This window comes from Paenibacillus sp. 1781tsa1, from assembly GCF_024159265.1.
Taxonomy (GTDB): domain Bacteria; phylum Bacillota; class Bacilli; order Paenibacillales; family Paenibacillaceae; genus Paenibacillus.
Window position 1 is genome coordinate 3,831,212 of record NZ_JAMYWY010000001.1, and the last position, 14,073, is coordinate 3,845,284.

General features: G+C 46.3%; 11 protein-coding genes. 4 read left to right on the forward strand and 7 right to left on the reverse strand.

Going from position 1 to position 14,073, the window contains the following annotated elements; all coding sequences use genetic code 11:
- Nucleotides 1–6: 6 nt before the first annotated feature.
- From NKT06_RS16790 to NKT06_RS16805, 4 genes are all read right to left on the reverse strand, one after another.
- Entirely contained in the window at nucleotides 7–1,230 is a 1,224-nt protein-coding gene (locus NKT06_RS16790) for a VWA domain-containing protein (protein ID WP_253436751.1), read from the reverse strand.
- On the reverse strand, nucleotides 1,215–3,683 hold the full coding sequence (locus NKT06_RS16795) for a DUF5682 family protein (protein ID WP_253436755.1): 2,469 nt from the start codon (nucleotides 3,681–3,683) through the stop codon (nucleotides 1,215–1,217). Before NKT06_RS16795 ends, NKT06_RS16790 begins: the two co-directional genes overlap by 16 nt.
- Complete coding sequence (locus NKT06_RS16800) at nucleotides 3,671–4,771, reverse strand: ATP-binding protein (RefSeq protein WP_253436758.1); 1,101 nt, start codon at nucleotides 4,769–4,771, stop codon at nucleotides 3,671–3,673. The genes NKT06_RS16795 and NKT06_RS16800 overlap by 13 nt, the downstream gene beginning before the upstream one ends.
- Before the next feature lie 418 nt (nucleotides 4,772–5,189).
- On the reverse strand, nucleotides 5,190–6,167 hold the full coding sequence (locus NKT06_RS16805) for an aldo/keto reductase (protein WP_253436762.1): 978 nt from the start codon (nucleotides 6,165–6,167) through the stop codon (nucleotides 5,190–5,192).
- Nucleotides 6,168–6,358: 191 nt separating this feature from the next.
- Here NKT06_RS16805 and NKT06_RS16810 point away from each other — a divergent pair, with 191 nt between their 5' ends.
- From NKT06_RS16810 to NKT06_RS16825, 4 genes are all read left to right on the forward strand, one after another.
- Nucleotides 6,359–7,558: a cytochrome P450 family protein gene (locus NKT06_RS16810; protein WP_253436765.1), complete on the forward strand. Its 1,200-nt coding sequence runs from the start codon at nucleotides 6,359–6,361 to the stop codon at nucleotides 7,556–7,558.
- Nucleotides 7,559–7,598: 40 nt separating this feature from the next.
- On the forward strand, nucleotides 7,599–7,946 hold the full coding sequence (locus tag NKT06_RS16815; RefSeq protein ID WP_253436768.1) for a ribosomal protein L7/L12: 348 nt from the start codon (nucleotides 7,599–7,601) through the stop codon (nucleotides 7,944–7,946).
- Nucleotides 7,947–8,103: 157 nt separating this feature from the next.
- Nucleotides 8,104–8,391 (forward strand): ArsR/SmtB family transcription factor, encoded by a 288-nt coding sequence (locus tag NKT06_RS16820; RefSeq protein WP_062834750.1) that lies wholly within the window; start codon nucleotides 8,104–8,106, stop codon nucleotides 8,389–8,391.
- A gap of 228 nt (nucleotides 8,392–8,619) precedes the next feature.
- Nucleotides 8,620–9,804 (forward strand): MFS transporter, encoded by a 1,185-nt coding sequence (locus NKT06_RS16825; RefSeq protein ID WP_253436771.1) that lies wholly within the window; start codon nucleotides 8,620–8,622, stop codon nucleotides 9,802–9,804.
- A 115-nt stretch (nucleotides 9,805–9,919) separates the two neighbouring features.
- Here NKT06_RS16825 and NKT06_RS16830 read toward each other — a convergent pair whose 3' ends face one another.
- From NKT06_RS16830 to NKT06_RS16840, 3 genes are all read right to left on the reverse strand, one after another.
- Nucleotides 9,920–10,675, reverse strand: coding sequence for an SDR family NAD(P)-dependent oxidoreductase (locus NKT06_RS16830; RefSeq protein WP_062834752.1), 756 nt, complete (start codon nucleotides 10,673–10,675; stop codon nucleotides 9,920–9,922).
- Between the two features lie 322 nt (nucleotides 10,676–10,997).
- The gene (gene poxB, locus NKT06_RS16835; RefSeq protein WP_253436774.1) at nucleotides 10,998–12,725 is read right to left on the reverse strand and encodes a ubiquinone-dependent pyruvate dehydrogenase; all 1,728 of its coding nucleotides are present in this window, start codon (nucleotides 12,723–12,725) and stop codon (nucleotides 10,998–11,000) included.
- Between the two features lie 493 nt (nucleotides 12,726–13,218).
- A complete protein-coding gene (locus NKT06_RS16840; RefSeq protein WP_253436777.1) occupies nucleotides 13,219–13,980 on the reverse strand; it encodes an SDR family NAD(P)-dependent oxidoreductase in 762 nt (253 codons plus the stop codon).
- Nucleotides 13,981–14,073 lie beyond the last annotated feature (93 nt).

Here is a 14,073-nt window from a genome sequence, read left to right on the forward strand (position 1 = left end):
TCAAATTTAAGTGATGATCTCGCCAATCCAATCCGCAAGCTCGTTTGGGGTAATTGCTGCTACATGTGCGCCCATATTGGTCAACGTCTGTGCTGCATGTTTGTTATAGACTGATTCCCCGTTAAAATCGAGCGCGGTGAGAACCAGCAATTTGCTTCCTGCATCGATGATATCTTTGCACGCTTTGTACATCTGCGCGATTGGGTAACCTTCCTCCAGATCGCTGACAAGAATAAAGATCGTTTTGCCTGGATTATCGATTAACGTCTCGCCGTAACGCAACGCTTTGGTAATATGTGTCCCCCCGCCGAGCTGTACATTCATGAGCACGTCTACCGGGTCCTCCAGCCTGTCGCTCAGGTCAACCACCTGTGTATCAAAAATGAATAATTTCGTGCGCAGCGCATTCAAGCGATAGAAGATGCTGGCCATCACCGAACTGTAGATGACTGAATCGAGCATACTGCCGCTTTCGTCCACACCAATGATGATGTTCCATTTGTTATGCGGCTGTATATTCCCGTCGAAATAGAGGCGGTCAATCACAAATCTGCGCTTATTTTTATCATAATTTTTCAAATTTTTGGTGATGGTTCGTTTGAAATTCAGATTGCGCAAGGAACGTACTGAACTGGAGGTATAACGACTGCGCTTGCCCATGATACTGGCTCGAGTCTGAGATTCCAGCTTGCTGCGGAGTTCTTCAACCACGGTTCGCACGATCTCTTTGGCGCTCTTTAACACCTCACCTTTCATCCGGCCTTTGAACTGCATAATGTTCTTGAGCAGATTCATGTTGGGTTCAAGGGATTCAAGCAACTTTTTGTCAGTTAACAATTCTGTCAGTCCGTAACGGTCGAGCGCCTGTTTCTCCAATATTTCTACCGTTGGTTTGGGGAATAGATCCCTGACCTTGTGCAACCATTTCGGTACAGTCAGATTAGACGCACCGCGTCCTCCCTCTTTTCGATAACCTTGTTCTTCACCGTATTCACGGTTATAGAGATACCCCAGAATCTCATCGATTTCCGTATATTGAAATTCTGCCGAAGTGTATTGGTCTGTATTGCACAATCCTTCTTCGGCCGATTCACCGAGAATCAGACGCCATCGATTTAAGGTTTCAGCAGAATGTGAACCCCCTCGGTTGCTTCCATCCGGATTGGAACTTTCATCGATTTCTCTGGTTCCGTCCGTTCTCCGGTTCGCTTCATTCATATTAGCTTCCATGTGGCAAACTCCTTTCGAAGCGCTTCGTCCCATGCTCTGGACTGGATCAGCATCTGCTCATCAACCGCTGGCCTTAACATCTCATCTGGTTCAACCTGATGCAGACTTGCCACCCGCTCAGCAATCAAGCCTGTCTCCATAGGTGTAAAGTAGGTGAATGCCAGCCTTAATTCCGGTACCATACTGATGAAGTCTTCGTAGGATAGCTGTTCAATCAAAACATTCAACTCGAACAACAAATGATCTTCATATAAAAAAGCGTCACGTGCGACAGTGAATACTCCCTGTAAAAAAAGTGCCGTTTGACGGGTCTGATCCGGTGTACCGTGGATATACCCGCGAGCACGATCAACAATCTCATCTCTGGGCCTGTCGCCGAGCCCAGAGGAAATAGCCACACACACACCCTCCAGTTGAGCCGGAAGCTGGTGATCAGACAGAAGCTCATTCAGGTGGATTCGGAATGTCTCATCCTGAAAATGCTCCTCTGATGACTCTGCGAGCATAGCTAGCAGCTTCAACCCCTGAATAATGGCTTCATGTTCATCCGGATTGGCTCTGGAGAGCTGTAATAACTTGTCTACGGCGTTCCTATAGGCTTCGGATACCAGGTCAGGGAGATGTCGCTCGTCAGATAATCCCAGCAACCTGCGGTGTTGATGAATTCGGTTCAAGACATGCAGACTGTTACATAAGGATAGAAAATTCCCGTCCGTTCTCAGCGCTGAGCGCACCTGTTCATAGAGCTTCATCGCTGTGTCCTGAAGTCCCATGAGCAGCGCTTGAAGCATGAGTCGGGCAAGTTCACCGCTATGATGATCCGGTATTTCTTGCATCTGTTCTTCCATTTTGCGTGTGGCTGCTCCAGCAAGTGTTCCGCCATAGAGAGAGTTCTCTATCAATCTGGCTTCAATGCGGGAAGAGTACATATAAACCCAGGTTTCGCGAACAAGATTCATGTCACGCTCTGCGATCCAGTCTGGCCCCGATTGCCGTTTCGCGAATTCCGGAACCAGATACGTGATGCACTGAATCAATTGGCTTATCTGACGATGCTCCGGTTTCGCATACAGATCCAGCACTTTCTTGTGTTGTCCAGTTGTGCGAATCTGCAATTTGTATCCTGTACAACGTGCCTTGAAGTCCTCCACGATGGGGATACTGAATGAATTGGGAGCCACGCTTCCAATGACGTCTCCTGTCAATAACTGCTGCAGCTCTTGCAACGGTTTGTCGGTCGCCAAGGTAAGCTCCCCCTTCACAAAGGAAGAGAGTGCTGCATCCATCAACTCATAGACGCCACCTTCCCTTTTACCCCGAAGCCCGGCAAGCCCCTGAATCATACTGTACGCCTCAATCGCATCACTGGTTGATACATGTTCGTGACCGTCCCGTAATTTGCGCATCAGCCGAGATAACAAGTCCAGAGCCGTTAGATTGTACGGTGTACTCTTCTTGCGAAGCAGCTGGTTCCAGATCTGATCGTAATAATTCACATAAGGCATGCCGCTTGCATATCCATTAAGCCGATCCGCTTCAGCAAAAGTATAGACCATCGGATACATCTGTTGGTGAACCGCACTTGGTTCAAACGCACCTTGTTGAGACGTACCTGGTTTACCTTGTCCATCCAAATGCTGATCTGCATGCTGTTTATCCATCTCTGGCTGTTCCAATTCTGATTCATGTTTCTCTGACATCAACAGTCCATACGTATGAAATCCACCGGTAATGACAAGCACACGCTCATGCTCAAGTACCGCTTGTTGAATACGTTGTTTCATATGCGCTTCTCTTGCCAGATCACCTGAAGACTGTAATCGTTCCGTGGAATAGCACATTCGGGATAGCGTACAATACGTGAATACATCCCGCACGAATTCCTCAGTAGATTTCTCCAGTCCACCAATCTCAAACACCTTTTCCCACAATTCATCAAAACTGCGACAGTTTGTTTTTTGGCACAATCGGTTAATAAAGTCAGACCCCGCAAGCAAGGTTTCGTCTTGGATGGAGATCTCCTTTTGTTCTATCTGGTCGGATTTGGATGCATGAGTGGAGAAATGTTGGTAGTCCAGGTCAATAAACTTCGCCGGAATGCCCAGTCGTTTTGCTTCTTGCATAGCCACATATTCAGGCGAATAACGAAGCATCGGATAATAACAGGCTTCTCTCTGCAACTCACTCTCATAGGTGTAGTACAAACTGACAGGAGGCAAGGTTGCCTCATCACTCAGAACCGAAATTAATGGATTACCGCTCTCTGGTCCTTCGATCAGAATGATATCCGGCTTGTACTCTTCGATTAATCGTAATAAGTGATATGAACATGCAGGGCTATGGTGTCGTATTGGATAATAGACCGTATGATTACTCAGGTTATACACATGGGACTCGAACAAGGATTGTAACTGATCAACATCAGGGTCCAGAACTGCTGTTAACCGATCCATTTTCTCTCCTCATAATAGTCCTTCCACATTCCTTCTTCCCTGGAACGCTCTTTAACAACCTTGGAGAAGTAGGTTTTGAGAATGGACAGATCCTTGTCGTTTTCCTTTGCAATGGTCCCCAGCATATTCTGCACTAACCGATCCAGCGCAATAGCCTTGTCTTCGTAGTAATAGGAAGTCATCGCACTCTGGACATAGACAGACACTGCTTCTGCCGTACTCATGGAGGCTTGAGGTGTATCGAGCTTGTAGCCTTCCCGTGTCATGCCGGTGCGCAGTTCCATAAATGTTGTAGCCAGCAATTCAACCACATCCGGGTTAATTTCAATATCAATTCCACTATGTAATAACAGGCTTCGTGCCTGGGATTCAATAATTTTGGCTTCCATCTTCACGTTATGAATGGGCTTGATCGTTTCGAAATTAAAACGCCTTTTCAACGCACCGCTCATCTCGTTTACACCTTTATCCCGAATATTGGCTGTAGCAATAACGTTAAATCCCGGCTGGGCAAACAGTACACCGCCATCCAGTTCAGGAATACTCATGACCTTGTCACTGAGAATACTGATCAGACTATCCTGCGCTTCAGCGGGACAACGTGTAATCTCTTCAAATCGGGTAAGAATGCCTTTCTTCATTCCGTTATATAACGGCGATGGTACAAGCGCCGCTTCCGAAGGGCCTTTATCCAGCAACATGGCGTAATTCCATGAATACTTGATCATATCTTCTGTTGTGCCTGCTGTACCTTGAATCGTGTTCAGGCTGGTGCCGGATATCGCTGCGGTCAGAAGTTCGCTAAGCATGGTCTTGGCTGTTCCGGGTTCTCCCACAAGCATTAATCCCCGATTGCCTGCCAGAGTGACTACTGCACGTTCGATCAACACGTCATTGCCATAAAATTTGCGGGTAATCGGGATTTCTTCACCATTGAATAGCGCTGGCTTATCCCTGCCAATAATAAAATCGCGCACATAGGCGGGAGATAACAGCCAGTTCGGGGGACGTTTTCCCTGATCCTCTTCTCGCAGTGCACGTAATTCAACCTCGTATAATATCTCGGCGGGTGGTTTAAGCATCTCCATCGTCAAGGTGTCTCCTCTCACATAAACAGATCGTATGTTCTTATTCCTATCATTTTATCACAGCACTCGAGCAACTACCCGGTAAAACGATAAAAATGGTTGAAACGTCCTTCTTATCAGCACTCTTCCTAAGTCCATGGACATAGCCTCTAGCGCAAATATGCAGGTGTAATATCCATACAACCGTGCCAACACAAGAGTACTGAATCCGAAACAGCATGCTTATGACTAGTACATTCGCATTGTAGGTCATATGACCTTAGAAATCATTACACTTCCCATATTGGGTTTCAACCAATGGAGGCCAAATATCACAAAGAAAGACACAGGTCAGCACCCGTGTCTTCTTCTACATTCATATTTCACCCAATATCTATGAATTTTGATCGAAACGAACCCATCTCTCCGATGTCTCTACTTACATTCTACGCCCGCATGAAGCGGAATACAGCTCGTACCACTCATAACGGGTAAGCTCCATATTCGTTGCATCACGACAGGCCAGAATACGTTCTGGTCGGATCGAACCAATGACAGGCTGAATCCCTGCTGGATGCTTCATTAACCAAGCCAGTACAATAGATTCCGGTGTCACACCTCGCTCCTTGGCCATTCGATCAACCAGCCCAGCCGTATGTTCAATCTCCGGGCGTTGTCCTTCGACGATCCTACCGGTAAATCGCCCTTGAGCAAGTGGACCCCAAGCCTGCAGTTGAATATGCTCTGCCTGACAATATTCCATCGTGCCATAGGGAAATACGTTATCTCTCGCTTGGGGTCGATTTACCGTCACACCAGCTTCTACGAATCCGATTTTGTCCAGACTCATCTCCAACTGGTTCACAATCAGAGGTACTTTACTATGGAGCTGAAGAAGACGAATCTGTTCAGAACCCATGTTGGACACACCAAAATGGCGCACTTTACCGGAATGATGCAGCTCAGCCAGTGCTTCTCCAATCTCTTGTGGATGGGCTAGTGGATCAGGACGGTGTAACAGCAAAATATCCAGATAATCGATCCCGAGTCGTTCCAGAATACCGTCCACACTCGCCAGGATATGTGCACCTGAGGTGTCATAACGCTGTGGTCCTTCATCATCACCTACAAGACGTATACCACACTTCGACTGTATAATGATCTGTTCACGCAAGCCAGGAGTTTCAGATAAAACTCTCCCCAACACATACTCTGCCTTACCACGTGTGTAAATGTCCGCCAGATCAAAGTGATTAATGCCTATTTCGATAGCTGCTTCTACCGCTCGATGACCTTCCACGACAAGATCTGAAGTAATGGGGAGACCATCCCATTCACCCCCAAACCGCATACAGCCAAGAACCATTCGACTTGCCGGAATCTGGTGGTGATGCAAAGGAAGTTGTGCGTAAGACATGTCAGCGTTCACCTCATTTTCATTTTTACCAAGCATAATAAGCGATTCCCTCTACACATGTCTTCTTCCATCTTCCTCTATTTTCCTGCTCTATCATCCACATGGACCAAAAACAAGGTTTCAAAAGCTTACGTATTGAATATATAGAGGGTGCAGGTATTATGCAGGAATATGAGAGGAGATTTTGAATTTTGAAACCAAATGAATCGAACGAATCCTCAAGGCCAGCGTTTTTTACCAAAGAATTCACGCATAACCCTTACCCGGTGTATGAAAAGTTAAGAAAAGATGAACCCGTTTTCAGAGTCATGTTTCCTCATGGGGAATTTGGCTGGATTATTACCCGATACGAGGATGCAGTGCAGATACTGAAAGATCCTCGCTTCAGCAAAGACGTGGTCCGACGTTACGGCGCTGAAAATCAAAGCATTTTCTCGAATAATATGTTGTTCTCCGATCCACCAGATCATAAACGTCTTCGGGGACTTGTGCAAAAAGCATTCACGCCCAAACTGGTCGCAAACATGAGAAGCCATATTCAGGACATTGCTGATGATCTGCTGGACAATCTCCCGTCACAGGAAAAAATGAATCTGATCGATGACTTTGCCTTCCCGCTGCCCATCATTGTTATTAGTGAAATTCTGGGAGTCCCTGCCCAGGATCGTGACCAATTCCGCATATGGTCCAATACGGTAATCGATGCTTCCACAGCGGAGAGCGCTGAGCTGTTTGAGCAGCATTCCAAGGAGTTTACGGATTATCTTACAGCCTGGTTCGCGAAAGTACGCCAAGACCCGGGCACAGATCTGATCAGCCAGCTCGTCATTGCAGAAGAATCCGGGCAGCAGTTAACTGAAAAAGAACTGCTTGGCGTGGTCTCCTTATTAATCATTGCCGGTCATGAAACAACCGTTAATCTCATCGGTAATGGGATTCTCGCCCTGTTAGAGCATCCGGAGCAACGCGAACTGCTCATCAATCAGCCCGAGCTTATTCACAATGCCATTGAAGAGATGCTGCGTTATAACGGGCCCGTGGAGTTCAGCACATCTCGCTGGGCTCTGGAAGATATTGAATTCCGTGGAGAGCATATCGCTCAAGGTGAACTTGTCATTGTTGCACTTGATTCCGCCAACCGGGACGAACAGCAGTTTAAGGATGCTGATATCTTTGACATTACCCGCGAAAAAAGTTCACATCTGGCTTTTGGCAAAGGTATTCATCTCTGCCTCGGAGCGCCGCTTGCTCGTCTGGAAGGTGAGATTGCAGTCAGTACACTTCTGAATCGTTTTCCAAATATACAGCTTCAGGCAGATGTGAATGAACTGGAATGGAGACCTGGCATGATTGTTCGTGGTGTCAAGGAAATCCCGGTTCAACTTAAATAATGGCTAAATATGAAGACATGAAAGCGAGGAACATGACATCATGGAAATAAACAACTTGGTATGGATCGTTCTGCTGCTTCTGATCCTTGTTTTACTGGTCAGAGTCACCAGCCTGCAACGCCAATTGAATGAATTGAAAAGAGATGTGGAACGTCTGGAGAATGGTTCAACCGCAATCGCCAGCCCACGCTCCGATTTCAATTACACCTTGTCGCCGAAGGAAGAATCTCCTTCCCACACAAGCCCACCAGGCCATACTGATCTGGATCAGGAGCTGATTGCACTTGTACAAAAAGGGAATAAAATAGTGGCCATCAAACGACTGCGTGAAGCCAGAGGTCTATCGTTAAAAGAAGCCAAAGACTATGTTGATTCCCTACATCGGTAATATTAACTTACATAACTCTCGGAGAAGTTAAACCGGATTTCGGCTGTTAAGCCAGCAGAAAAGCGGAATCTTCACCGAGAGTTTACTTTTCAAACCACATGTGATAACCTTATTTCCATATTACTAGAAATAAGAAATAAAGACGAAAGGACAGATCATGATGCAACCAAACTCGAATGAACTTGAACAAGTGGTCAAAATTCATAAAGCACTTGGTGAGCAAACACGCTACAAAATCATTCAGATTCTATCAGGCGAAAGCAATCTGTGTCCTGCCGATCTGGAGAGTCGCCTTGTTACCGTTGCCCTATCGACTCTGTCTCATCACCTGAAACAGCTTTCCGATTGCGGCCTGCTCACATCGCAGAAGAAAGGTACGTATATCTACTACAGCCTGAACACGGAGACCGCACAGAAGTTTGTTCCCTATCTGTTAAATAAATAAAAAATTTAAGTTATATTTCTATATAATTAGAAATATTGAAACAGTGAACAACATTTTATCGTAGAACAAGGTCTCATAAGTTTACGTTTATACCAATCTTCATGATCTCAGTTGTTACATCACCATTCGCAGATGGGTTGCATTCACGGCATTCATGTCTAATTCTCTCGTCTTTATTTCTATATTTCTAGAATTATAATAATTATGAACAGAAAGAGGTTATGTATCATGTCTTCTACGCTTAAAATCTATGTTCTTGCCTTGGTCAGCTTCCTTGTAGGAACGTCCGAATATGTCATTGCCGGCATTTTGGATCGCATTGCAGATACCATGAATATCTCTTTGATCGCTGCCGGGCAGCTCATTACGATTTTTTCGCTCGTCTATGCGCTTGGTACACCTGTCATTATTGCACTGACTTCGCGCTGGGATCGTCGCAAGCTGTTGCTGTACTTCCTTGGTCTGTTCGTTGTAGCTAATGTACTTGCTTATCTGTTGCCGGGCTATGGACTGTTCGTCGCAGCACGTGTCTTGATGGCTCTGGGTGCGGGAGTCGTTGTTGTCACGGCGTTAACGGTCGCTTCCCAAATAGCTGCCGAGGGCAAACAGGCTAGCGCAATCGCCACAGTAATCACTGGATTTACAGCTTCATTGATTGTTGGCGTTCCGCTTGGAAGGCTTGTGGCTGCATCCTGGGATTGGAAGCTTGTTTTCGCCGGCATTGCCGTTCTCGGCATTCTCTCCATGCTGGTTATTGCGGCTGCCATTCCGCCTTCAAAAGCGGAAGCGTCTGTCCCGCTGAAGAAACAACTGTCTTTGCTCAAACAGCCACGAATTGGTTTGGCACTGCTGGTGACATTTTTCTGGTTAGGTGGTTATTCCATTGCTTACACGTATATCTCACCTTATCTCGTAACCGTTGCAGGAATGAACGAAGCACTACTCAGTTCAGCTTTACTCGCATTCGGTATAGCTAGTCTGATCGGTTCAAAAGTAGGAGGATTCAGTGCTGACAGATGGGGTGTCAAACGTACGTTGGTTACAGGCATGACAGTGCATATCGTGAGTCTGGTCCTGCTGATTATAACGGCAAGCTCTCATTTCGCTGTTTTCCTTGTTCTGATTTTGTGGTCTTTTGCCGCATGGTCTTCGGGTCCAACTCAGCAGTATAACCTTGTCACCATGGCTCCCGAATCCTCAGGTATTATGCTTAGTCTAAATAGTTCGGTCATGCAATTAGCTATGGCCGCCGGAGCAGGTATTGGTGGCATCGCGGTCAGCAGCATTTCATTGTCATCCATTACCTGGATTGGGGCTGTCGGGGTCGTTGTGGCCGTCATCATTGTTATTGGCTCGTACCGTTCATCATCTAATAAAAGCACACAAATTGATGCATCACACAACGTTGCATGATATGGATTCGCAGTACCATTCGTAGCATAAAAGAGAAATTAAAAAGAGAGGCACTGTACACATACAGTGACCTCTCTTTGACCAACAACTATTCTATTGCCGATAAGCTTAACGCTTATTGGGCTGTTACTGCACCATCGATCGGATATACTGCACCATTGATATATGGCGCTTCATCTCCAAGCAGGAAGGAAACCAGGTTCGCGATCTCTTCCGGTCTGCCAAGGCGTCCAGATGGAATGCTGTCAACCGTTGCTTTGAACACTTCAGGATTATCTTTACCAAACTGAACAACCATCGGTGTCTCAATCGTGCCTGGCGCAATAGCGTTCACACGAATATTGTCCTTGCCGTATTCAATTGCAGCTGTGCGTGTCAAGCCGACCACGCCATGTTTGGTTGCTGCGTAAGGTGCAACCGCGGGTACACCAACAATACCGGCTGTAGAGGCTGTGTTCAGAATGGAACCCCCACCTGTTTTAAGCATTTCCGTAATCACATACTTCAACCCGTAGAATACACTTCTCAGGTTAATATCAATAATCTGGTCAAACTGCTCGATCGTATGTTCAATCAACTTGATCCCAGGACCCGCAATACCTGCATTATTAAAGAACATGTCGATTCGTCCGAACTCTTCGACTGCTTTTTTCACATAATTCTCAACTTCAGGTGCTTTACTCACATCTGCTTGGACAAAAATAGCTTTACTTCCCAGCTTCTCAATCTGCTTAACCGTTTCAAGACCTGTCTCTTCGACAAGATCCACGACGACAATGGATGCGCCCTTCTCAGCCAGCTTTAGCGCTGCTGCTTGGCCCAATCCACTTCCTGCTCCAGTGATAATGGCTACTTTTCCTGCGTGACTCATGTTGATCTCCTCCATGTGTGTGTGTCATCTTGTAATTGGATCGATGAATACGATATGAAACGGTACGTACATGTAATGATGCAATATGTAGGTCAAAAATGGCATAAACCTTCCTGACTTTACCTATTCTAATAGACTTTCGACATAAAAACAAATCATATAATATGCATTCATACTATATAAGATATCACATTTTCAGCATTTCTATTGAAGGAGCACGCAACGATAATACCTTGTTGCATGCTCCTCTTTTACAAAACAATCCTTTTAAAGTCCGTATCTCTACAACTTCAAACGGTGCATATCCGCTTAATCGTAACGCCTATCTTAGCAAATTGGTTTTTGCCAATTCGATGATTTCGTCACCGCGTCCGTTCAGCACGGCTTTCATCATCCATAAGGTGAACCCTTCCGCCTGTTTGAACTCAATCTTCGGTGGCAAAGACAATTCCTGTCGATTCACCACAACATCAATTAGTACAGGACCATCATGCTGAAGCGCACGCTGCATAGCTCCTTCCAGTTCACCCGGATCCTCAACCCGAATGCCTTCCATGCCCATGGCCTGAGCAACCATCGCAAAGTTGGGATTGACAAGCTCTGTTCCGGATTCCAGGAATCCGGCAGCTTTCATCTCCAGCTCAACAAAACCAAGGGCTCCATTATTAAACACCACCACTTTAATCGGCAGATTATGCTGTTTTAATGTCAACAGATCACCCATCAGCATCGTGATACCACCATCACCCGACAACGAGATGACTTGTCTGCCTGGATCAGCGACCTGGGCACCAATCGCTTGTGGCAGCGCATTGGCCATCGTACCGTGACTGAATGAACCGAGCAGCCTGCGGTTGCGGCTCATCTCGATATAACGGGCCGCCCATACTGTTGGAGTACCGACATCACAGGTGAAGATGGCATTTTCTGCTGCGGCATCACTTATGATCTTGGTCAGGTACTGCGGATGGATAGGCTTTTTACCCGGTTTTCCAACGGCTAACTCGTCCAGTTCTTTACGTACTTTCACATAACGATCCACACTTTTACGCAGATGTTTGTCACTGTGTTCTTCTGTTAGATATGGAAGCAAAGTTTCAATGGTCGCTTTTACATCCCCACATACGCCGTAATCTAGCTTCGTACGCCGACCGAGATGGGAAGATTGAATGTCGACCTGAAGCACTTTTGCATCTTCGGGATAGAATTGACGGTACGGGAAATCCGTTCCCAGCATCAATAATACATCACAGTCCATCATGGCATGATAACCGGATGAATACCCGATTAGGCCGGTAAGGCCGACGGAATAAGGGTTGTCATACTCCAAATATTCCTTACCTCTTAACGCAATAACCATGGGGGATTTCAACCGATCACAGAGCTGCATAAGGGGTTCCCGAGCGCCCGCGCAGCCTGCACCGCACAATAACGTAATTTTTTTGCCTTGATTCAGGTATTCCGCCAGTTTTACGAGTTCCGGCTCAGAAGGATGCACCACAGGATTGGTCGCATGATACACATGCTCAGGCACAGGCAGATCCGCCGCTTCCAGTCCAGCTACATCCCCCGGTAATACTACGACAGATACACCTGAACGTGCGACTGCTGTCTGGATCGCCATCGTAAGGGAACGAGGCATCTGCTTCGCTGTTGTAATCACTTCACAATAATCGCTGCATTCCTGAAACAGATACTCCGGATGAGTCGCCTGAAAGTATTCACTGCCAATCTCGTCACTTGGGATATGTGCAGCGATGGCGAGTACAGGTACACGATTGCGATGACAGTCGTACAGACCGTTAATCAGATGCATGTTACCAGGACCGCTGCTCCCTGCGCAGACAGCGATACTTCCACTGACCTCAGCGTCTGCCCCGGCAGCAAATGCAGCCACTTCTTCATGCCGCACATGAATCCACTCGATCTTGCCTGAACGACGGATGGAGTCAAGTACTGCATTCAAGGAGTCTCCGACAATTCCATATATGCGTTTGATGCCAGCGTTCAATAAGGATTCAACCAGAACGTCCGCGACTGTTTTTTTCATAAGTGATGGGTCTCCTTTAATTGCTCATTTTGATTATGTTTCCACTCAGGTAATATACCTATTCTTATACCCCATTCTTCTGAAAACCGAACCAAATCATATGTATGTCTGGATATATGAAAAGATATGCCCCTTCTCAAAAGGAATTCAGCCTCGCTCCAATGGCTACCAAACGCTAACGAACATACCGCATCTTAAAAGGCAGATGATCATCGGTTGCAAAATTTAACGAACCTTAGCAACGCTATTTAGTCATAAACGGGCTTCCAAACCTAAAAAATCCAGTGAATCGACGAAATTGCGTCTCTGTGATTCGTTAGATCTCAGATCTGGGCAAATGGGGGCGAGTAGCGTGTGTCAGGTCCATTAAAACAAAATAAAAATTGCAAAGAGGATGCCCCCGTCATATTCATGACTTATGGGACATCCTCTTTATGGTTGAACTCAATTTATTCGTATTTCATATGGATTTCCAACCAAATCCAGTTGGACACTAGATGGCAGGCATCACATTTCCACCACTTACCGGGATATAGGCACCAGTGATAAATGAGGACAGATCCGAAGCAAGAAAAGCGACCGCATTGGCGATTTCCTGGTCTTCACCCCTGCGCTTCAGCGGTACGGTACGAGTGTATGCCTCATCGTGCCCAGGCTCACTGGAGCGATCACGTTCACTAATTGTCCATCCAGGTGCAACCTGGTTTACGGTAATCTGATACTCGCCAACCTCCTTGGCAAGCACGCGGTATACGCCATCCATTCCACGCTTACCAGCGGTGTAAGCAGATTGATGAGCGAAGTTTTGCATCGCACATTCGGTATTAATGCCAATAAAGCGGCCGGCTTTGACGTTTTGCATATGTGGAATGAAAGCTTTGGCAAGATATACACTTTGCATAACACAGGACTCGAACTGGCTCAAATAATCTTCAGGAGACTGTTCCAACACCGTTGTCCATTCATATTGAATGACCGCATTGGCAACGACGATATCCACACCGCCGAGGACAGGATGAATTTCATCACGCATCCGAAATGCCGTATCCTGCTTGGTAATATCTCCCTGTACAATTACAGCCTTACGACCAAGTGCTTCAATCTCACCCTGAAGCTCCCGAGCCTTGGTATCATTATTTATGTAATGTAGAGCCAGATTGGCTCCACAGTTGGCCAACGTGCGTGCGATCACTCTCCCAAGTTGTCCGGTTGCGCCTGTAACCAGAGCTGTTTTTCCGGTGAGATCCAATTGCATAACAGCAAAAACCTCCTTGTTTTCATTTCTTCGAAAACGATTTCGGATAACGCTATAGTCTCTCGATAATTACGCATTATTAAGAGAAGTATA